15 protein-coding genes and 6 tRNA genes are annotated in these 20,617 nt (G+C 61.6%); 3 read left to right on the top strand and 18 right to left on the bottom strand.

Going from position 1 to position 20,617, the window contains the following annotated elements:
* Positions 1 to 13: 13 nt before the first annotated feature.
* On the bottom strand, positions 14 to 1,372 hold the full coding sequence (locus tag AC1DOP_RS00295; RefSeq protein ID WP_477249013.1) for an MFS transporter: 1,359 nt from the start codon (positions 1,370 to 1,372) through the stop codon (positions 14 to 16).
* Between the two features lie 317 nt (positions 1,373 to 1,689).
* Positions 1,690 to 2,793 carry a glycoside hydrolase family 43 protein gene (locus tag AC1DOP_RS00290; protein WP_477249011.1) on the bottom strand — a complete coding sequence of 368 codons (1,104 nt, stop codon included), beginning with the start codon at positions 2,791 to 2,793 and terminating at the stop codon, positions 1,690 to 1,692.
* Between the two features lie 320 nt (positions 2,794 to 3,113).
* Between AC1DOP_RS00290 and AC1DOP_RS00285 the strand changes: the two genes are divergently transcribed.
* The 3 genes from AC1DOP_RS00285 (at position 3,114) to AC1DOP_RS00275 (ending at position 9,420) form a co-directional block, all read left to right on the top strand.
* The gene (locus tag AC1DOP_RS00285; RefSeq protein ID WP_477249009.1) at positions 3,114 to 5,978 is read left to right on the top strand and encodes a TonB-dependent receptor; all 2,865 of its coding nucleotides are present in this window, start codon (positions 3,114 to 3,116) and stop codon (positions 5,976 to 5,978) included.
* 522 nt (positions 5,979 to 6,500) lie between these two features.
* Positions 6,501 to 8,843 carry a LamG-like jellyroll fold domain-containing protein gene (locus AC1DOP_RS00280; protein ID WP_477249007.1) on the top strand — a complete coding sequence of 781 codons (2,343 nt, stop codon included), beginning with the start codon at positions 6,501 to 6,503 and terminating at the stop codon, positions 8,841 to 8,843.
* Between the two features lie 19 nt (positions 8,844 to 8,862).
* Positions 8,863 to 9,420 carry a PEP-CTERM sorting domain-containing protein gene (locus AC1DOP_RS00275; protein WP_477249005.1) on the top strand — a complete coding sequence of 186 codons (558 nt, stop codon included), beginning with the start codon at positions 8,863 to 8,865 and terminating at the stop codon, positions 9,418 to 9,420.
* 461 nt (positions 9,421 to 9,881) lie between these two features.
* Here the strand turns inward: AC1DOP_RS00275 and AC1DOP_RS00270 are convergent.
* The 16 genes from AC1DOP_RS00270 to lepA form a co-directional block, all read right to left on the bottom strand.
* Positions 9,882 to 9,955, bottom strand: a tRNA-Cys gene (locus AC1DOP_RS00270).
* A gap of 74 nt (positions 9,956 to 10,029) precedes the next feature.
* Positions 10,030 to 10,105 (bottom strand) — tRNA-Gly (locus tag AC1DOP_RS00265).
* Between the two features lie 33 nt (positions 10,106 to 10,138).
* Positions 10,139 to 10,214, bottom strand: a tRNA-Gly gene (locus tag AC1DOP_RS00260).
* Between the two features lie 35 nt (positions 10,215 to 10,249).
* Positions 10,250 to 10,325 (bottom strand) — tRNA-Gly (locus AC1DOP_RS00255).
* Positions 10,326 to 10,377: 52 nt separating this feature from the next.
* Positions 10,378 to 10,453, bottom strand: a tRNA-Gly gene (locus tag AC1DOP_RS00250).
* Positions 10,454 to 10,503: 50 nt separating this feature from the next.
* Positions 10,504 to 10,579 (bottom strand) — tRNA-Gly (locus tag AC1DOP_RS00245).
* 85 nt (positions 10,580 to 10,664) lie between these two features.
* Entirely contained in the window at positions 10,665 to 11,246 is a 582-nt protein-coding gene (gene pgsA / locus AC1DOP_RS00240) for a CDP-diacylglycerol--glycerol-3-phosphate 3-phosphatidyltransferase (protein WP_477249003.1), read from the bottom strand.
* Between the two features lie 93 nt (positions 11,247 to 11,339).
* Positions 11,340 to 13,463, bottom strand: coding sequence for an excinuclease ABC subunit UvrC (gene uvrC / locus AC1DOP_RS00235; RefSeq protein WP_477249001.1), 2,124 nt, complete (start codon positions 13,461 to 13,463; stop codon positions 11,340 to 11,342).
* A 7-nt stretch (positions 13,464 to 13,470) separates the two neighbouring features.
* The gene (acpS, locus tag AC1DOP_RS00230; RefSeq protein WP_442121549.1) at positions 13,471 to 13,884 is read right to left on the bottom strand and encodes a holo-ACP synthase; all 414 of its coding nucleotides are present in this window, start codon (positions 13,882 to 13,884) and stop codon (positions 13,471 to 13,473) included.
* A 14-nt stretch (positions 13,885 to 13,898) separates the two neighbouring features.
* Positions 13,899 to 14,684, bottom strand: a complete 786-nt coding sequence (gene pdxJ, locus AC1DOP_RS00225) for a pyridoxine 5'-phosphate synthase (RefSeq protein WP_477248998.1) — start codon at positions 14,682 to 14,684, stop codon at positions 13,899 to 13,901.
* A 7-nt stretch (positions 14,685 to 14,691) separates the two neighbouring features.
* The gene (gene recO / locus AC1DOP_RS00220; RefSeq protein ID WP_477248996.1) at positions 14,692 to 15,585 is read right to left on the bottom strand and encodes a DNA repair protein RecO; all 894 of its coding nucleotides are present in this window, start codon (positions 15,583 to 15,585) and stop codon (positions 14,692 to 14,694) included.
* A 16-nt stretch (positions 15,586 to 15,601) separates the two neighbouring features.
* A complete protein-coding gene (gene era, locus AC1DOP_RS00215; protein WP_442121546.1) occupies positions 15,602 to 16,546 on the bottom strand; it encodes a GTPase Era in 945 nt (314 codons plus the stop codon).
* Positions 16,547 to 16,571: 25 nt separating this feature from the next.
* Entirely contained in the window at positions 16,572 to 17,363 is a 792-nt protein-coding gene (rnc, locus tag AC1DOP_RS00210) for a ribonuclease III (protein WP_442121545.1), read from the bottom strand.
* A gap of 75 nt (positions 17,364 to 17,438) precedes the next feature.
* Positions 17,439 to 17,837: a DUF4845 domain-containing protein gene (locus AC1DOP_RS00205; protein WP_442121544.1), complete on the bottom strand. Its 399-nt coding sequence runs from the start codon at positions 17,835 to 17,837 to the stop codon at positions 17,439 to 17,441.
* A gap of 15 nt (positions 17,838 to 17,852) precedes the next feature.
* A complete protein-coding gene (gene lepB, locus AC1DOP_RS00200; RefSeq protein WP_442121543.1) occupies positions 17,853 to 18,770 on the bottom strand; it encodes a signal peptidase I in 918 nt (305 codons plus the stop codon).
* A 20-nt stretch (positions 18,771 to 18,790) separates the two neighbouring features.
* A complete protein-coding gene (gene lepA / locus AC1DOP_RS00195; protein WP_442121542.1) occupies positions 18,791 to 20,584 on the bottom strand; it encodes a translation elongation factor 4 in 1,794 nt (597 codons plus the stop codon).
* Positions 20,585 to 20,617: the final 33 nt, after the last annotated feature.

Here is a 20,617-nt window from a genome sequence, read left to right as displayed (position 1 = left end):
TCACTTTCAAAAATCATCCGGCCGCGACGCCGCCGGCGTGCAGGTTTTCCTTGACGCTGTCGTAGTAGGCGTCGCTGATGCGGTACTTGAACATCAGCGCCCCCATCAGGAAGTGGAAGAAGCCCGGGATTACCGACAGCATCAGCGCGATGCCATGCAGCGCAAGCTGGCTCTGCTCCTGGTTCGGCTGGTAATCGAAATAGCTGAGCAGCACACCGACCATGCCGCCGGCGACGGCCATGCCGGCCTTCTGGCAAACCGAGATGCCGCCGAAGGCGAAACCGGAGACGCGTTTTCCAGTCTTGAGCTGGCCGTAGTCGATGGTCTCGGCGATCGCCGACCAGAATACCGGCGCGTGCAGGTCGACGATCAGGGACAGCGCGAAGTACAGCGCAAAGGCGAGCAGCGTATCGCCGGGCTTGACGAGAAAGTAGATCATCACCGAGATCACGGCCACCACCAGCTGCGTGTAGCGGAACAGCTTGACCTTGCAATAGACCTTGGTGACCCAGGTCGAGATGACCATCGCGATGATCGCCGCAGCCACGCCGGTCGACATGAAGGCCGAGACGATGCCCGTGTCGCCATGCAGGTAGTACTTGGCGTAGTAGACGGCCACCGAGCCGCGGATGACGTAGCCGATCGTGCCCGTCACGCAGGCCCCGGCCAGGTACAGCCACTGGTCGTTCTTCAGCAGCACGGCGACCTGCTCACCCAAGGGCTGGCGCGCGACCTTGTACACCACGCGCTCCCGGGTCGTGAAAAAGCAGAACAGGAACAGGACCGCGCCCAGCACCGCCATCAGCGCCATCGCCGCCTGGTAGCCGGCGGCCGGGTTGCCGTTGCCCCAGCGTTGCGACAGGATCGGGACCACGATGGTCACCATGAAGGCCCCGACCTTGGCCAGGAACAGGCGGTAGCCGTTGGCCGACAGGCGCTCCTGCGGATCGGCGGTCAGGGCGCTGGGCAGCGAGATATAGGCCACGCCCACGCCCGAGGTCATCAGGGTCATCAGGATGTAGGTCGAATACGCCCAGACCAGCTTGGCGTCATAGCTCCAGCCAGGCGTGGAAAACACCATGAACACGGACACGCCATAGGGCACGGCGAGCAGCAGCAGCCATGGACGGTAGCGTCCCCAGCGCGTCAGGAAGCTGTCGGTCATCTGGCCGACGACCATGTCGGAGAACCCGCCGATCACCTTGACGATGACGAACAGCAGCGCCAGGTCGGTCGTCTTGAGACCGTAGATGTCGGTGTAGAAGAAGGTGATGATCAGCATCATCGACGAGATCACCACGTTGAGCGCCATGTCACCGGCGCCGAAGCCCACTTTTTCGAGGGTGGAGAGTTTCTGGGTTTGGGTTTGCATGCGGACTTCCTTCAGACAGCGGTGGTAGCGGCGCAGCTCACGCGGCAACTGGGGGATGACTGCCGACGAGGACACCAAAAGGATTGACCGTACGCCGGCCCGATGCTGTGCGCTCCATATGTCTCCAAGTCTTTGTTATGGTTTTTTACTTTGATCCGGCATGGCTATATTCGCATGCACAACGGCATCTTAAGAGCAAGAGCGAGACTATTCCAATCAAAATTCAGGCGACTTCGATATCGTTTTTTGTATGTCGCGCGTGACAACGGTCCTGAATAGTGGTGAGCCGTCCCGTTCGTCGATCAAGGGACTGCGGATCATCGGATAGCTTGCGGAATCGTGTCGGCGACCGGAACGCCCAGATCTGGGGTGCCATCCTGTCGCCACGAGATCGCCTGGGCGCGGGTATGGCGGTTAGGATCGAACAAAGGGTCGCCCACGATATCCCGGTAGTTGCGGGCGTGGTAGACCAGGATATCTGTCTTGCCATCGACGGAGGTCGTGAACGAATTATGCCCCGGGCCATACTGGCTATTTGTGGCGCTGCTGGCAAACACCGGTACCGGCGACTTGGTCCACGAGGCGGCATCCAGCAAGTTGGCACCGGCTTGCGCCGCGAGCATGCCCATGGCGTAGTTTGCATCGGTCGCGCTGGCGGAATAGGTCATGAACACACGGCCATTCTTTACCAGGACAGCCGGGGCTTCGTTGACGTCGAACTTCACCTTCTCCCACGCATACTCTGGCGTCGTGAGCAGGACTGCCGGGCCGGTAATCGACACCGGCGTGTCCATCCTGGCGATGTAAATCGCCGTCATATGTTTTTCCGCGGATGGCGGGCGTTGCGCCCATGCCAGGTAGCGTTGGCCTTTCAACGCGAAAGTCGTCGCGTCCAGCGCGAACGATTCCCACCCTGTCTTCAATTGCCCGCGCTCGATCCATTCACCTTCGAGCGGATCGGCAGCAGCATTCTCGAGCACGTAGAGACGGACGTCGAACGGTGCGTCGGCACGGCCCGCAGTAAAGTAAAGAAACCATTTCCCGTCGATCCGGTGCAGCTCGGGCGCCCAGATATTTGCGCTCATCGGCCCCGAGGCATGCCGGCGCCACACGACTTTCGCCTGCGCCGCCCCAAGCTCGTCCAGGGCATGCGCACGGCGCAGTTCGATGCGATCGTACTCGGGCACGGTGGCCGTAAAGTAGTAATAGCCGTCGGCGTCGAGCGTCACCTGAGGATCGGCGCGTTGCCTTACGAGAGGATTGAGAAAATCCGGCGACGCCATGACTGGCGCAATCACGGCGAACAGTAGAGAAGCCGTCACGTGTAGGAATCGAATCATGGTCATCGCCGTCAGCGTTGTCGAGGAAATCGCCATGGTAAGAAACCATGCTTGATTCAACCAATAATTTTTTTTGACCAAGCGATACCGTTTCCATAACTCTCACCGCATAGTCAGTCCAAAGCGTGTACGAGCTTGAGTAACGAAGGTGAGACTGCCGATCGCCCCCGTCTTCCCATCATCCGGATGCTGTTTCCCTCTGCCAAAGTGGCTTTCGCTCCAGTGTATGGCACGCAAGTCCGCCCGAAGTTTTGTTGCCAAAAAGATCATCTTGATATCGAAACCGATATGGCAAATCCATAAAAAATCATTAGTCTGATTATCACAGGATCTCTACCATGGTTTAAGAGCAATGCAAGTTTGAGAAGAAAATTTCCTATAACTAGAAACACAGGAGACGTATGAAATCGCAAGAATCTGCACGTCCTTTGGCCTTGAAGCTGAGCGTGACTGCGCTGATGAGCGCCGGCCTGCTCAGCAGCGCCTCGGTGTGGGCGCAAGCGGCCGCCGAAACGACGGAGCCGACTGAAACCTCGACCGTGGTCGTCACAGGCGTCAAGGCATCGCTGATCAAGAGCCTGGCGATCAAGCGCACCAGCGACCAGGTCGTGGAATCGGTTGTTGCTGAAGACATCGGCAAGCTGCCCGATAACAATGTTGTCGAAGCGCTCCAGCGCGTGACGGGCATCCAGGTCACCAACCGCGCCGGCGGCGAAGTCGGCACCCTGTCCATCCGCGGTCTGCCCGACGTCCAAACTACCTGGAATGGCCGCAATATCTTTACCGCGTCCGGCACGCAGGTCGCGCTTCAGGACATCCCCTCGACCCTGGTTCGCCAGATCGACGTCTACAAGACGCGCGACGCCAGCCAGCTGGACACGGGAATTGCAGGCCAGATCGACGTCAAGTCCCTGCGGCCCTTCGATTTCAAGGGTTCGAAAGTGTCGCTTTCGGCACGTGAAACCTATCTCGATCCCGCGAAAAAGGCGAACCCGCAGCTCAGCGGCCTGTTCAGCAACCGCTGGGACACCGGCGCCGGCGAATTCGGTGCCCTGGTCAATCTGTCGGCTACCAGGACGAACTACCGCAATGAAAGCGTGACGCCAGGCGCCATGGTGCCGTTTGCCAGCCCCAATGCCGCCGAAGATCCCGCTGGTTACACGCCCTTGCAGCGCATCTTCGACAACAGTATCTGGACGGCTGGTACCCATACCGGCTTGCCGATGGCGGCGGGTTCAACGCTGAATTTCGGCGGCAAAGCTTATCCTTATTACCTGGCGCGTGACGCCGTCTTCCAGAGCGACGTTGAGGGGGAGCGGAAGCGTCCTGCCGCGAATATCGCCTTGCAGTGGAAACCGAACAGCGATTCGGTCTACACCTTCGAATCGATGTACAACGGTTATCGTGACAAGTCCTTCAACCGGCTGCTGTTCAGCTTCGTTGACTGGTGGGGTGATCTCGGCAGCAACCCTGCGGGGACGATTACGACCTTCCCAGGAACGAACGTCATCAAGAGCCGTACCGTCAATAACGTCTATGGCTTCAACAGCGGCGACTACACCACGTCGGCAACCGATTCCTACGTTTATGCCCTGAACGGCAAGTGGAACCTTGGCGACCGCCTGAAGCTGGACGGTGACCTGTCGTACCAGACCAGCACCTATCACTCGGAATTCACAGCCACCCGGATCGATCGCGTTGCGCCGTCCATCAACGTCAAATTCAATGACGGCAGCAACAACACAGCGTTCCATTTCAACGACGATGCCGACCTGGCCAACCCGGCCAAGTGGAATGTCGCGCAGTTTTACGATAACGCCAACCGCAACAAGGGCAGCGCCGCGACGGCCAACCTGTCGGGCATCTTCGATGCCAACTGGGGGGTGCTGGACACGATTCACTTCGGCGTACGCTTCGACGACCGCAAGGCGTCGGAGGCCAACCGGACGCAATCGGGCACCTTGAACCGCAACCTCGCCTCCTTGGGCCCGGCGTATTCCTCCACCAACGCGAACTTCGGCACGGCCATTTCGGACGTTCCGCGCTCATGGGTGGAGCCCAATGCCTACTACATTCGCGACCATATCGACGACTGGCGCACGCTCTTTAACTCGGTCGATCCGAACTTCCTGACGACGGACAAATTAAGCCTGCAGAAGACGTTCGAGATCGATGAAAAGACGACCAACCTCTTCCTGATGGGGAATACCCAAAACGAACTGTTTGGCCATCGCCTGCGCGGCAATTTCGGTGTGCGCTACGTCAAGGTCAATACCGACATGACCTTCTATAAGGTTGATGCCACCACCAAGGCCGTCACGCCGTCCAGTGCCAGCAAGTCGGCGAGCAAGCTCCTGCCCAGCATGACCCTGATTTACGACCCATCCAAGGACGTCGTGCTGCGCTTCAATTATGGTGAAACCCTGCGCCGCCCGAACTTTGGCGATCTGAATCCTGTCTTGCAGCTCGGTGACGACGTTTCGAGGGTGGGGTATGGCTCAGGCAGTGGTGGCAATCCGGACCTGAAACCGACGCATTCCAAGAATTTCGACCTGACAGCTGAGTGGTATTTCCAGAAGGACAGCGCACTCTACGGCACTGTGTTCAAGCGCAAGATCGACGGCCTGGTCGTGGGCTTGCGCCACAGGGTGCACGTCGATCCGGCGAACGACCCCTTCCGCAACTCGACATCGGGCGGCGACCATACGAACGGCTACGACTACGTCATCAACTCGCCGGTCAACGCCTCCAACGGCATGATCAAGGGCGCCGAGCTCGGCTTCATCTACTTCCCGAAGGGGCTGCCGGCCCTGCTGGAAGGTCTGGGATTCCAGGGCAGCTATACGCGACTCACCTCGTCGCAGAACGTGCCCGACGCCAATGATGCCGGCGTCATCGTCTCGCAGCTCGAGACACCGTTCTTCGGCGTGTCCAACAGCTCCTACAACGCCACCCTGGCTTACGAAAGGGGCCCGATCAGCATGCGCTTGTCCCAGGTCTGGCGTTCCGGCTTCCTGGCCGCCAACGAAGCCGCCCTGTTTGCCAATCCGATTGGTATCTGGCGTCATCCGGAAAAAAGCGTGGACATGCAAGTCTCCTACAAAATCAACGACAACATGTCGGTCGATATCAGTGGCGTCAATTTGACCAACGAAATGCAGCAGCAGTACTACCACTTCGGCAATGCGGGTAACGCGCAAGTGAGTAATTTCGGTACGGTCCAGATCGGACGTTCGGTCTCGGCTGCCTTGCACTGGAAGATGTAAGCCCCCGACGGTCGAGAAGACCCCGCTGGCCAGACAGGGCGTTGCTCGGTTCGCACCGGCAACGCCCTTTTCATTTCACTAGTGCCTATCGGTACCGACAGCATGACTGTAAGACGATAAATACCGAGCATCCGCTGGCCATAATCTTCCAATCAGTTCACTTCGCCACTTATTCCAAAAGAATTTTGTAACAGGCACTGGAGCGCCGCGATATTCTTTTTGCTTTGAAAATCTATTTTAAACAAAAAAATCTTATTGCCGACCAATCCATCGATATCGAAATTTTTTATTTGATCGTCCATTTCGAAATTTTTGGAATCGCACATATTTCCAAAATGAAATAGCCGGAATTTACCTCCAAATCAAATACTTAGCCGCACTTCCACCCGGTTGCAAATCACCGGAAAATGCCGCATGCTGCGAAATAGATATGGATGGGATAGACGATCGCAAGCATCGCCAAAGACTTTTATTTTTTAATCCCATTCCCTGTCTCACATAAAACCAAGGAGGAGATATCCCGTGAAACCACTTCTATCTTTTGCGAGAATGGGAACGCTATGCGCATCCTGTTTCATCGCCGCCGGCGCCGGCGCCCAGGCCGGCTTTACACTGCCCACTTTCCAGAACGCTTCAGTGCACGATCCGGCGGAAATCAAGGTCGGCAATACCTATTACGTATTCGGCTCGCACCTGGCGTCCGCAAAATCGCCGGACTTGCTGAAATGGACGCAGATGACGGATGGCGTTACCGCCACCAATTCCTTGTTCCTGAATGGTTCCAGAAACGTGTTCACGGAGCTGGCGGAAGCTTTTTCCTGGGCGAACACGAAGGACTTGTGGGCGCCAGACGTGCGCCAGCTGGCCGACGGCAAGTACTACATGTACTACGACGCCTGCCAGGGCGACGCGCCCCGTTCCGCGCTTGGCTTGGCCGTCGCGAACAACGTCGAGGGGCCTTACGTCAACAAGGGCATTATCCTGAAGTCCGGCATGTGGGGGCTGCCGAGCCCGGACGGCACCGTGTACGACGCTTATAAACACCCGAATACGGTCGACCCCAGCGTCTTCTACGACAATGCCGGCAAGCTCTGGATGGTCTACGGCTCCTACTCGGGCGGCATCTTCATCATGCAGATGGACCCCCGCACGGGCATGCCTTACCCGAACCAGGGCTATGGCAAGCGCCTAATGGGCGGCAACCATGCACGTATCGAAGGCGCGTACATCATGTACAGCCCGGCCACGGCTTACTATTTCCTGTTCACGTCCTTCGGCGGCCTGGATTCCACGGGCGGCTACAACATGCGCGTGGCGCGTTCCACGAACCCGGACGGTCCGTATGTCGATGCGCAGGGATACGACATGGCGAACGTGAAGGCGGACGCCAGCAAACCCTTGTTCGACGACGCCTCGGTGGCCCCATACGGCGTCAAACTGATGGGGAACTTCCTGTTCCAGCGCCTTCTGGGTGAAGCCGGCACCGGTATCGGCACCGGCTATGTCTCCGCAGGCCACAATTCCGCCTGGTACGATCCGGCGACAGGCAAGCACTTCCTCGTGTTCCACACGCGTTTCCCGGAACGGGGCGAGCAGCACGAGGTACGCGTGCACCAGATGTTCATGAATGCGGACGGCTGGCCCGTCGTCGCGCCTTATCGCTACGCCAACGAAACGCTGAGCGCGGTGCGTAGCGAATTTGTCGTGGGCGACTACATGTACGTCAACCACGGCAAGGACATTACGGCCGCGGTCAAGAAGTCGCAAATCATCACGCTGAACAGCAATGGCACGATCACGGGCGCCGTGTCCGGCACTTGGCGCATCGTCGGAAGCAATCAGGTCGAGATCAGCCTGCCCGGCGCGTCGACTTACAAGGGCTATTTGCTGAGCCAATGGGACGAGACGTCGAAGAGCTATGTGATGACGTTCAGCGCGTCCTCGCGCGAAGGCATCGCGATCTTCGGCAGCCGCCTGCTCCCGCGCACCGACGCGGCAATCGTGGCGGCGATCTACAATGAGTTGAGCCTGGGCGCCACGACGGCCGTCACCGGCAACCTGACGCTGCCCACGATAGCCGCACGGGGCGCGACGATCAGCTGGACGTCGTCGAATCCGGCCATCGTCAGCAACACGGGGGTCGTGACCACGCCAGGCACCGGTGCCGTCAACGTCTCCCTGACGGCGCGCATCGCCAAGGGCACGGCGGTGCTGACGAAAGCCTTCACGGTCACGGTGACAAAGTTGGGCGGCCTGGTCGCCTACTACGCGTTCGATGGCAACCTGACAGATTCGAACGGCGGGTTCGCTGCCGGCGCCGTCATCGGCAACAAGATCGACGTCGCCGGTGGCAGCCTGTCCTACGAGACTGGCGTACGCGGCAGCGCGGCCGTGTTCAACGGCGCGACGGGCGTGCGCCTGCCGAACGGTCTGATTTCCTCGAACAACTACACGGTCTCCGTGTGGCTCAAGCCCGCCCAGTTGACGGCGTACACACCCACCTTCTTCGGCGCGCGCACGACGGATTCCTGGATCAGCCTGCTGCCGATGGGGCATCCCTATGTGAATGGCGCCACGATGCTATGGTCCGGTTCCGCCTGGTATGACGCGGGCCTCGGCATGAACATCCCCGTCAACCAGTGGTCGCACCTGGCCTTCACTGTCAACAACGGTGCCGTGAATGTCTACGTCAATGGCGTGAAACGTTTCTCCGGCACGGGCTTCCCGAACGTGTTCACGAGCACGACGGCCGCGTTCGCGCTGGGCGTGAACTACTGGGACACCCCATACAAGGGCTCGATGGACGAGCTACGCATCTATAACACGGCCTTGACGGACGCCCAAGTGGCCGGTCTGGCGCATTGAAGCACCGAAAGGATCCAATATGAACAAATATATCATCGCCCTGCTCGCGGCATTCGCGTGCTCCACCGCGTCGGCTGGCGTCATCAACTTCGACGATTTGCCGGGCGACCCGACGCAGGCCCTGGACAGCGGCTACGCCGGCTTCAACTGGACCAACATGGGGACCATCCGCAGCGACGCCGCGCCGGGTACGGGCTTCGAGACAGGCGTGGTGTCGCCCACGAACGCCGCGTATAACTGGTATGGCTTGACGGCCACGATTTCGACGGCCGATGGCAAGGCGTTCACGTTCGCCGGCGCCGATTTCACGTCCGCCTATGTGGACCAGGAAATCTCCTTTGAGGGTTACCGGAATGGCGAGCTGGTACTCGGCAGCGGCGCGTACACGCTGGACACGCTGACACCTCAGTGGATCGGCTTGAACTGGACGGGCATCGACACGCTCGTCATCTACAACAGCAGCGGCACGCAGTGGGTAATGGACGATTTCACGGTGCCGGAACCGGCAACGCTGGGCTTGTTCGGCAGCTCGCTGGTGGGATTGTTCGCCAGCCGCCGCGTACGCCGCCGGCGCTAGTCCACTCGCGGCTGGCCCGGTGGACGCCGCGACCGGGCCCGCCGCGATCACCGGCGCTCCATTCGGCACCCTGCCCGGCAGCTGACTAGCCATCCGGTGCACTTTCAAGAACAAGAGCGGCCTGACGACTGGACCACATGGTGCAGGCCATGTCCATCGAACCGCGTCAGGACGTCTGGCAGGGCGTGGCGCGCTTGACTGGGCACCACGGAGTGGTTTCGCTAACCGGGGCGCCACGACTTCAGTAGACAGGCGCTCACGCTCTGTGCACTCCCCACTCCGGTAGGCATTTCTGACCTATGCAAACGGACTACGATAGCCTTTCACGTCCTCTGTAGCGGCCTGCTAGGCCGCTAACAATAAGTTCGGAATGCAATCACGTTAATGCTGAATTTAATTTACCGAAGATTAGACACGTAAAAACATAGAGGGCCTCAAATGAGGCCCTCACGTTTATTATTTGGAGGCGAGGACGGGAGTCGAACCCGTCTAGACGGCTTTGCAGGCCGCTGCATAACCGCTTTGCTACCTCGCCCGAGGAGACTTGACGATGCTGGCATGGCGGGTTATCTAACCACATCAGCACGGGAAGCAGGACTTCCCTGAATCTGGAGCGGGAGAAGAGTCTCGAACTCTCGACCTCAACCTTGGCAAGGTTGCGCTCTACCAACTGAGCTACTCCCGCTTAGGAGTTGTTTACTGCACCGGACGACATCACTGGAGCGGGAGAAGAGTCTCGAACTCTCGACCTCAACCTTGGCAAGGTTGCGCTCTACCAACTGAGCTACTCCCGCTTAGGAGTTCATCACGATTATTACGGTAAGCCTTTTGGAGCGGGAGAAGAGTCTCGAACTCTCGACCTCAACCTTGGCAAGGTTGCGCTCTACCAACTGAGCTACTCCCGCATTGGAGTCTTACTTACTGCCTGGTACTGCCTGTCGCTGCCCCAGCTTGAACTGGAGCGGGAGAAGAGTCTCGAACTCTCGACCTCAACCTTGGCAAGGTTGCGCTCTACCAACTGAGCTACTCCCGCGTCGCTGGAAACTACGATTATAACTTATTGCATTCTACGCTAGCAAACTTTGGAGCGGGAGAAGAGTCTCGAACTCTCGACCTCAACCTTGGCAAGGTTGCGCTCTACCAACTGAGCTACTCCCGCTTCGTTTCGTTTGCTGCAATGTCTCGCAACAGGCAGGCATTATAGAGATGCTGAGCTATGTGTCAAGGATGGCTCAGTAGAAATCTTATACGGCGCCCGATTTTTCCTTGATCAGCGGCCAGGCGCGGCGCAGATAGTAGAACATCGACCAGACCGTCAGTACGCCCGCGATCCACAGCAGGATCTGGCCGGCCAGATGGGTGTCGTAGCTGACGAGCAGCGGATCGTGGAACAGCAGCAGCGGGATCGCGACCATCTGGGCCGCGGTCTTGATCTTGCCGAGCGAGCTGACGGCTACCGACTTGCGGGCGCCGATCTCGGCCATCCATTCGCGCAGCGCCGAGATGGTAATCTCGCGGCCGATGATGATGAAGGCGATGATGGCGTTGACCCGGCCCAGCTCCACCAGCACCAGCAGCGCGCCGGCCACCATCAGCTTGTCCGCGACCGGGTCGAGGAAGGCGCCGAAGGCCGAGGTCTGGTTCCAGCGCCGGGCCAGGTAACCGTCGAACCAGTCGGTGATGGCGGCGACGATGAAGACCAGGGTCGCGGCCAGGTTGCGCTCGGCGACGGGCAGCCAGTGCGTGGGCAGGAAGTAGACGCCGACGACCAGCGGGATGAGTGCGACGCGTAACCAGGTCAGGAGAATCGGGATGTTGAAAGGCATAAAACGCATTCTGTGGGATGGCGCCGCTAGTCTACATGGCTCTTGCCTTTTGAACCAGTTCAACTCATCCGTACGGGAACGACGGCGGAAGGCTTAATGCAACTGCCGGTAAATCTCTTCCGCCAAAGTACTCGAGATCCCCTCCACCGACATCAGATCCTCGACGCTGGCGTCGATCACGCCGCGCAGGCCGCCGAAGCGGGCCAGCAGCTTCTGGCGGCGCTTGGCGCCGATGCCTTCGATCTCTTCCAGGCGCGACGCCTGGCGGGCCTTGGCGCGCTTGGCGCGCATGCCGGTGATGGCGAAGCGGTGGGCCTCGTCGCGGATCATCGCGACCAGCATCAGCGCCGCCGACTCTTTACCCAACTCCTGCGGGGCGCGGCCGTCGGCGAAGATCAGGGTCTCGAGGCCGACCCGGCGGCCCTCCCCTTTCGCCACGCCGACGATGCTGCTGACGTCCAGGCCCAGTTCGGAGAATACCTGGCGCGCCATCTCGACCTGGCCCTTGCCGCCGTCGATCAGGGCGATGTCCGGCATCACGCCGTCGCCGCCCGCGACCTTCTCGTAGCGCCGCATCAGCACCTGGCGCATGGCGGCGTAATCGTCGCCGGGCGTGATGTCGTTGATGTTGTAGCGCCGGTATTCGCCGTTCTGCATCTGGTGATGGTGGAAGACCACGCAGGATGCCTGGGTCGCCTCGCCGGCCGTGTGGCTGATGTCGAAGCACTCGATGCGCAGGGTATCCAGTTCCTCGGCCTCGAGTCCCAGCACCTCGGCCAGCGCGCGCGTGCGGGCCTGCTGCGAGCCTTGTTCGGACAGCAGGCGCGCCAGCGAGATCTCGGCGTTCTTCTGCGCGAGCTCCAGCCACTGGCGGCGCTGCCCCTGGGGCTGGAACACCAGGTTGATGCGGTGGCCGCACTGCTCGGTCAGCGCATTGATCAGCTCCGGCATGTCGAAGAAGGTGTTGAGGATGAAGGTGCCGGGGATGAACTTGTCGCCGTAGTGCTGGGCCAGGAAGGCGGCCAGCACCTCGATCTCGATCGAACTCTCTTCCAGCGCTTCGCCGACCTGGGTCGGGAAGTAGGCGCGGTCGCCGAGGTGGCGGCCGCCGCGCACCATCGCCAGGTTGACGCAGGCGCGGCCGCCCTGCACCACCACCGCGATGATGTCGACGTCGGCGTCGCCGGTGGTCTCCATGCTCTGGGCGTGCAGCACCTTCGACAGCGCCTGGATCTGGTTGCGCACCGCTGCCGCCTGCTCGAACTTCAGGTCCTCGGCAAAGGCCAGCATCTTCGCGTTCAGGTCTTCCAGCACCTCGGTCTGGCGGCCGCGCAGGAACTTGGCGGCATTGTCGACGTCGCGGCGGTAATCCTCGGGCGCGATCAAATCGACGCAGGGGCCGCTGCAGCGGCCGATCTGGTGTAGCAGGCAGGGCCGCGTGCGGTTGTGGAAGACGCTGTCCTCGCAGGTGCGCAGCTTGAACACCTTCTGCAGCAGCTGCATCGATTCCTTGACCGCCCAGGCGCTCGGGAAGGGCCCGAAGTACTGGTTCTTCTTGTCCAGCGCGCCGCGGTAATACGCCATGCGCGGGGCGTCGCCGCCGCTGATCTTCAGGTAGGGGTAGGACTTGTCGTCCCTGAACAGGATGTTGTAGCGCGGCTTGAGGGTCTTGATCAGGTTGTTTTCCAGGATCAGGGCCTCGGCCTCGCTGTGCGTGACGGTGGTCTCCAGGCGTGCGATCTGCGAGACCATCATCGCGATGCGCGGGCTCGACAAATTCTTCTGGAAGTAGCTCGACACGCGGTTCTTCAGGTTGCGCGCCTTGCCGACGTAGAGGACCTTGTCCTCGGCGTCGAAGTAGCGGTACACGCCCGGCAGGCCGGGTAGCCTGGCGACCGTCGCCAGCACCTGTTCGCGGGTCTCGGCCGTGGGGCGGGCGCCGCCCTGCGCATCCTTGCTGATGGTGGCGTTGAGTTCTTCCTTCATCGCCTGCCAGGCGTCCGGACGGGCGCGCGGCGATCCTTCCGGCTGGCCTTCGGCCCTGGCGCGATTCTTCGCGGCGCGGGCGCGCTTTGTCGCTTCTGCCGGCTCTGCGGGCTCGGCCGGCAGGACCGGCATGGCGGCGCCGCCGGCAGCCACGTAAGCGGCCGGAGATTCATGAACTTCGGGAGCGGCCGGCAGATCCGGCTGCTCATTTGAGCGAACTTCCTTGGTCACTTGAGTCCTACTTGTTTGAGTCTGGCTCCGGCGCCTGGGTCACGATCACGAAGGCGACACCGTAGTCGGCTTCGTCGCTGATCGTCACCTGCGCCGTGAGGCGGTGTTCCCGCATGAATTCCTCGAGCGCCCCGCTGCAGACGATGACCGGCTTGCCGCTGGGCGCATTGAGCATCTGGGCCGAGCGCCAGGTCATGGGCATGCGCATGCCCAGCCCGATCGCCTTCGAGAACGCCTCCTTGGCCGAAAAGCGCGTGGCCAGGAAGCGCAGCCCGCGCGTTTCGTTCTTCGCGCGGCGGGCTTGGTATTTCAGCATTTCCTGCGGTCCGAGGATCTTCGCGGCGAAGCGGTCGCCGTTGCGCGCGAGGGCAGCCTCGATGCGCGAGATCTGGACGATGTCGGTACCGATCCCGTAGATCATGGGCCTTCCTCCGCTCAGGTCTCCGTCGACGGATTGCCGAGGGCGACGCCGAGGCGCGCATCGACCATGATCGCCTTCATCTCGCGCACCGCGTGCTCCCAGCCGACGAAGACGGCGTGGGCGACGATCGCGTGGCCGATGTTCAGCTCGTGGATCTCGGGGATGGCGGCGATCGGCTGCACGTTCGTGTAGTGCAGGCCGTGACCGGCGTTCACGCGCAGGCCGTGCATCACGCCGGCGCGCACGCCCAGCTTGATGCGGGCCAGTTCGCGCGCCACTTCTTCCTCGTCCTCGGCTTCGGCATAGCGGCCGGTGTGCAGCTCGATCACCGGCGCGCCGACTGCCGCCGCGGCCGCGATCTGCTGTTCGTCGGCGTCGATGAACAGCGAGACGCGGATGCCCTCGCCGGCCAGCTGCTTCACGGCGCTTTCCACTTCCTTGTAGTAGCGGATCACGTCCAGGCCGCCCTCGGTGGTGACTTCCTCGCGCCGTTCCGGCACCAGGCAGACGTCCTGGGGACGGACCTGGCAGGCGAAGTCGATCATCTCCTGGGTGACGGCCGCCTCGAGGTTCATGCGGGTCAGCAGCTGCGGGCGGATCGCCAGCACGTCGGCATCCTTGATGTGGCGGCGGTCCTCGCGCAGGTGCAGCGTGATCAGGTCGGCGCCGGCCTGTTCGGCCAGCAGGGCCGCGCGCAGCGGATCCGGATAGACGGTGCCACGCGCGTTGCGGACGGTGGCGACGTGGTCGATGTTCACGCCGAGGTCGATGACCTGGCCTTTCGGTTGCAGGAAGCTCATGTTTTTCTTAAAGCTGCATCAAGTCGATTAATATCTGGCGCGTGTTGAGAGGTGCGCCACCCAGGTGGTAGGCCAGCAGGAAGCGCATCAGCTGCTTGCTTTGCGCCTGCGTCTGCGGATCGCCGTAGTGTTCGTTTTCCATGTCGATCAGGGTCTTGCCGGTCACGACGGGCCAGGTATCGCCCATCCGCGCCACCCGCGGGCCGCGCTCGGGATCGACCACGTAGAGCTCACCCGCTTCGACCCGTGCGCGGGTGCCGGTGTCGCGGGTCAGGTCGGCGGCGACCCCGGTCTCCTTAAGTAAGGCCCTTTCGAACTTTCGCAAGACGATCTGCGCAGGTTCATTGTGCGCCAATTCGTTGAGCGTCGCCACGTAATGGTCGAACAGCTTCGGATGCGGATCGTCGCGCGCCAGCAACTTCACCAGCAGCTCGTTCAGGTAAAAGCCGCACAGCAGCGCGGTCTTTTCGATCGGCAGCATGCCGCCGACCCAGTCGGCGTCGATCAGGGTGCGCAGCTCGGACTTGCCGGAAAAGGAGATCGACAGCGGCTGGAAGGTCTGCAGCACGCCGCGCAACTTGGACAGCGGCCGCTTGGCGCCCTTCGCGACCACGCCGATGCGCCCATGGTCGCGCGTGAACATGTCGACGATGAGGCTGGTTTCCTTGTAGGGATAGCTGTGCAGCACGAAGCCGGGCTGGCCCAGCACGCGGGTATCGCGGGCCGGGGCGCGCCGGCGCTCGGGCTTCGGCGCCGGGACCGGCGCGGGCGCAGATACGGGCGCAGGTGCGGGCGCCGGCACGGGATTCGGCAAGGGCGCGACGGGCGTCACGGCGTAGGGCGCCGCGGCTTCCTGCGCCTGCTCGGGGCTGTCCTTGCTCGGGTCGTCCTGGCCGGCCATGCGGTGGGAGGAGGCTTTACTCGTAGCCGTAGGCGCGCAGGCCGGCTTCGTTGTCGGCCCAGCCGGATTTCACCTTGACCCAGATTTCCAGGTAGACCGGGCCGCCGAACAGTTTTTCCATGTCCAGGCGCGACTGGGTCGAGATTTCCTTCAGGCGCGCACCCTTGTTACCGATGATCATGGACTTGTGCGTGTCGCGCTCGACCAGGATGGCGGCGAAGATGCGGCGCAGATTGCCTTCCTGCTCGAATTGCTCGATCAGCACGGTGCTGGTATAGGGCAGTTCGTCGCCCAGCAGGCGGAACACCTTTTCGCGGACGATCTCGGCTGCCAGGAATTTCTCGCTGCGGTCGGTGATGTCGTCCGGGCCGAATACCGGCGGGTTCTGCGGCAGGTGGCGCTTGATCTCTTTTTCCAGCGCGTCGACCTGGAAGCGGAGTTTGGCCGAGACCGGCACCACGGCCGTGAAGTCGTGCAGGCCGGCCACTTTGGCGGCGAACGGCATCAGCTCGGCCTTGTCCTTCATGCGGTCGGACTTGTTGATCACCAGGATCACCGGCACGTTCTTCGGCAGCAGGTCGACCACCTGCTGGTCGGCCGGACCGAAGGTGCCGGCTTCGACCAGGAACAGGATCACGTCGGACGCGGTAAGCGTGTTCGAGACGGTCTTGTTGAGGGTCTTGTTCAGCGCGTTCGCGTGGCGGGTCTGGAAGCCCGGGGTGTCGACGTAGATGAACTGGGCGTCGTCGCGGGTCTGCACGCCGGTGATGCGGTGGCGGGTGGTCTGGGCCTTGCGCGAAGTGATCGAGACTTTCGCGCCGATCAGCACGTTCATCAGGGTCGACTTGCCGACGTTGGGGCGGCCGACGATGGCGATGTAGCCGCAACGGAAGTCTGCTGGAATGTCTCCCTGCGCGCTGCCGTCCTGATGGTTGTCGCCTGGGGTGGTCTCGATGTTCATGCTGCTGTTTTCCTGGTTGATGCGTTCAATGCTGGGGCTGGTCCTGGGCGGCTGCCTGCTCGGCGCTCTGGTCCGTGGCAATGCCGGCCAGCTTCAGCTGGGCCGAACGCGGGCGGCTCTTGCGGGCGCCGCCGGGATTCTTCTGTGCCGCCTGTTCGGCGACCTCGAGCGCAAGGCGCGCCGCCGCCTGCTCGCCGGCACGGCGGCTGCCGCCGCGGCCGAACACCTGTATGCCGAGCTTGGGCACCAGGCATTCGATCTCGAATTCCTGGCTGTGGGCGGCGCCATGGGTCGCCACCACGTTATAGGTCGGCAGCGAAATCTTTTTACTCTGCAGGAATTCCTGCAGCAGGGTCTTGGCATCCTTGCCGAGGGTACGCGGGTCGACCGAGTCCAGCAGCGGGATGTAGAAGGCGCGGATCACGTCGCGCGCACTGTCGAAGCCGCTGTCCAGGAAGATCGCGCCCAGCAGGGCTTCCAGGGTGTCGGCCAGGATCGAGGGGCGGCGGAAACCGCCGGACTTCAGTTCGCCCTCGCCCAGGCGCAGGAATTGCGACAGTTCGATCTTCTGGGCGATCTCGTACAGCGATTGCTGCTTGACCAGGTTGGCGCGCAGGCGCGACAGGTCGCCTTCGGGCAGATCCTTGAAACGCTCGTACAGGACCGAGGCGACCACGCAGTTGAGGATGGAATCTCCGAGAAACTCGAGGCGTTCGTTATGCAGGCTGCTGTGGCTACGGTGGGTCAGCGCCTGCTGGAGCAGGCTGGGGTCCCGGAAGCTGTAACCGAGGCGAGTTTGCAATAACTGAAGATTCATTGTCGTTTCATTATGCTAGGTCCGGGCAATCCATCCGGTGGCGGACCGGACCGATGCCCGCGCCCTGCCCGGCTTTTACTTGGCGGTGGTTTCCGCCTTGGCTGCCACCTCGCCGCTCGGGTCGGTGGTGCCGGCAAAGTCGATCAGCAGACTGACGTTGCCGGCCAGAGGAATCCGTTTCTCGTAGGCGAAGCTGACTTCCGCCTGGCCGTTGTCGCGGGTGATCACCAGGTCACGGCTGGAGATCGCCGTGATGCTGTTGATTTCCGCATTCCGTTCGAATGCCTGCTGCATCTCGCGGCTGCCGTTGCCGGCCGCCTTGGCCTGCACGATGGCGTTCTTGATCGAACGGTATTCGGCCCAGGCCGGGAATACCTTCATCGCCACCAGCGCGATGGCGCCCAGCACCACCAGCACCACGATCAGGCCGGACAGCGATACGCCGGCCTCCCTACCCATTCCAGCTTGTCGCATCTGCGCTCCCGCTTGTCAGTGGATACCGCCGATGCGCTTCGGGTTACTGAAGTTCATCCAAACAAACACAGCCTTGCCGACGATGTTCTTGTCCGGCACGAAGCCCCAGTAGCGGCTGTCTGCGCTGTTGTCGCGGTTATCGCCCATCATGAAATAATTTCCCTCTGGCACGATACACGTAAATTTATCGTAGGAATAGGTGCAATTTTCGTGATGCGGGAAGTCCGGATCGACCGCAGCCAGGTTGATCGTGCGCTGCCCTTCCATGTTCAGGATGCGGTGCGGCGCGTTCGACAGCTTCTCCAGGAGTTGCTTGTGGTACACGGGGCGCTCGTCGTCGAGGTAGTCGTCCATGGGTTCGTACTGGACGGGAACACCGTTCACGGTCAGGCGCTTGTTCTCGTAGGTGATTTTATCACCCGGCACGCCGATGACGCGCTTGATGTAGTCCTGGCTCATGTCTTTCGGGTACTTGAACACCATGACGTCGCCGCGCTGCGGGTTGCCGACGTCGATGATCTTCTTGTTGACCACCGGCAGGCGGATGCCGTAGTCGAACTTGTTCACCAGGATCAGGTCGCCCACCAGCAGGGTCGGCACCATCGACGAGGACGGGATCTTGAAGGGCTCGAACAGGAAGGAGCGCAGGAAGAAGACCAGGGCGATGACCGGGAAGAAACTGCCCGAGTACTCGACCCAGGTCGGCTGGCGCAGGATGGATGCTTCCAGCGCCGCGCGGTTGCCGCTGTCGACCTTGATGCCGTCGGCGGTCAGCTTGGCGCGGTGGGCGTCGTACTCGGCCAGGGCGGCGTCGGCTTTCGCCCGGCGCTGCTTGGACAGCACGAAGATGTCGAGGAACCAGATGACGCCCGTGACCACCATGGCCACGAACAGGATCAGTGCAAAATTTCCGAGGATCGGTTGCAGATTCATCGTTTGTTATTCTTTCGTGCTTATTTGTCTTCGACCTGGAGGATGGCCAGGAAGGCTTCCTGCGGAATTTCCACCGAGCCGACCTGCTTCATGCGCTTCTTGCCCGCCTTCTGCTTCTCGAGCAGCTTCTTCTTGCGGCTGATGTCGCCGCCGTAGCACTTGGCCAGCACGTTCTTGCGCAAGGCCTTGACGTTCTCGCGCGAGATGATGGTCGCGCCGATCGCCGCCTGGATCGCCACGTCGAACATCTGGCGCGGGATCAGTTCGCGCATCTTGGCAGCCACCTGGCGGCCGCGGTAAGGCGCGTTGGCACGGTGCACGATGATGGCCAGCGCGTCGACCTTCTCGCTGTTGATCAGCATGTCGACCTTGACCACGTCGGCGGCGCGGTATTCCTTGAACTCGTAGTCCATCGAGGCGTAGCCGCGCGAGGTCGACTTCAGGCGATCGAAGAAGTCCAGCACGATCTCGGCCATCGGGATTTCATAGTGCAACTTGACCTGGCGGCCGTGGTAGGCCATGTCCATCTGGACGCCGCGCTTGCCGTTACACAGGGTCATCACCGCACCGACGTATTCCTGCGGCATGTAGAGGTTGACGTCAACGATCGGCTCGCGCACTTCGTTGATCTTCGACGGCTCCGGCATCTTCGACGGATTGTCGACGCGGATGACCGAACCGTCGCGCATCTCGACCTCGTACACCACGGTCGGCGCCGTCGTGATCAGGTCCATGTCGAATTCGCGCTCCAGGCGCTCCTGCACGATTTCCATGTGCAGCAGGCCCAGGAAGCCGCAGCGGAAGCCGAAGCCCAGCGCCTGCGACACTTCCGGTTCGTACATCAGGGCGGCGTCGTTCAGCTTCAGCTTTTCCAGCGAGTCGCGCAGCGCGTCGTACTGGTTGGCTTCGACCGGGAACAGGCCGGCGAACACCTGCGGCTGGACTTCCTTGAAGCCCGGCAGCGGGCTCGGGGCCGGCTTGGCCGCGTGTGTCACGGTGTCGCCCACCTTGGCGGCGGTCAGTTCCTTGATGCCGGCAATGACGAAGCCCACCTGGCCGGCCGACAGTTCCGGCAGCGAGACCGAGCGCGGCGTGAACACGCCGATGTTCTCGACCAGGTTCACCGATTCGGTTGCCATCAGCAGGATCTTTTCCTTCGGACGCAGGGTGCCGTTGACCACCCGCACCAGCATCACGACGCCGACGTACGGGTCGTACCAGGAGTCGACGATCAGGGCTTGCAGCGGCGCGTCCGGATCGCCTTCCGGCGGCGGCACTTTCGCAATCAGGGTTTCCAGCACGTCTTCCACGCCCAGGCCGGTCTTGGCCGAGCAGGTGGTGGCGTCGGACGCGTCGATACCGATCACGTCCTCGATTTCCTTCTTGGCATTGTCCGGATCTGCGTGCGGCAGGTCGATCTTGTTCAGGATCGGCACGACTTCCACGCCCAGGTCGAGCGCGGTGTAGCAGTTGGCCACGGTCTGGGCTTCCACGCCCTGGCTCGCGTCGACCACCAGCAGCGCGCCTTCGCAGGCCGACAGCGAGCGCGAGACTTCATACGAGAAGTCGACGTGGCCCGGGGTGTCGATCAGGTTCAGGTTATAGGTCTGGCCATCGCGCGCCTTGTACTGCAGCGCCGCGGTCTGGGCCTTGATGGTGATGCCGCGCTCGCGCTCCAGGTCCATCGAGTCGAGAACCTGCGCGTCCATCTCACGTTCCGACAGGCCGCCGCACAGCTGGATGATGCGGTCCGCCAGCGTCGATTTGCCGTGATCGATGTGGGCGATGATGGAAAAGTTACGTATGTTTTTCATTAACAAACTCAAGACCAAAAAGAGCGGCACGCA

It is taken from the genome of Massilia sp. 01N410 (genome assembly GCF_056399665.1).
The sequence above is the reverse complement of the archived record's forward strand: the minus strand, read 5'-3'. Positions and strand labels throughout refer to the sequence as shown.

What these genes read in the sequence shown, in the direction of transcription:
- lepA (WP_442121542.1), bottom strand. Translation starts at nt 20,584, where the DNA reads ATGAAAAACATACGTAACTTTTCCATCATCGCCCACATCGATCACGGC.
- AC1DOP_RS00285 (WP_477249009.1), top strand. Translation starts at nt 3,114, where the DNA reads ATGAAATCGCAAGAATCTGCACGTCCTTTGGCCTTGAAGCTGAGCGTG.
- rnc (WP_442121545.1), bottom strand. Translation starts at nt 17,363, where the DNA reads ATGAATCTTCAGTTATTGCAAACTCGCCTCGGTTACAGCTTCCGGGAC.
- pdxJ (WP_477248998.1), bottom strand. Translation starts at nt 14,684, where the DNA reads ATGAGCTTCCTGCAACCGAAAGGCCAGGTCATCGACCTCGGCGTGAAC.
- AC1DOP_RS00275 (WP_477249005.1), top strand. Translation starts at nt 8,863, where the DNA reads ATGAACAAATATATCATCGCCCTGCTCGCGGCATTCGCGTGCTCCACC.
- recO (WP_477248996.1), bottom strand. Translation starts at nt 15,585, where the DNA reads ATGGCCGGCCAGGACGACCCGAGCAAGGACAGCCCCGAGCAGGCGCAG.
- pgsA (WP_477249003.1), bottom strand. Translation starts at nt 11,246, where the DNA reads ATGCCTTTCAACATCCCGATTCTCCTGACCTGGTTACGCGTCGCACTC.
- lepB (WP_442121543.1), bottom strand. Translation starts at nt 18,770, where the DNA reads ATGAATCTGCAACCGATCCTCGGAAATTTTGCACTGATCCTGTTCGTG.
- era (WP_442121546.1), bottom strand. Translation starts at nt 16,546, where the DNA reads ATGAACATCGAGACCACCCCAGGCGACAACCATCAGGACGGCAGCGCG.
- AC1DOP_RS00295 (WP_477249013.1), bottom strand. Translation starts at nt 1,372, where the DNA reads ATGCAAACCCAAACCCAGAAACTCTCCACCCTCGAAAAAGTGGGCTTC.
- AC1DOP_RS00205 (WP_442121544.1), bottom strand. Translation starts at nt 17,837, where the DNA reads ATGCGACAAGCTGGAATGGGTAGGGAGGCCGGCGTATCGCTGTCCGGC.
- acpS (WP_442121549.1), bottom strand. Translation starts at nt 13,884, where the DNA reads ATGATCTACGGGATCGGTACCGACATCGTCCAGATCTCGCGCATCGAG.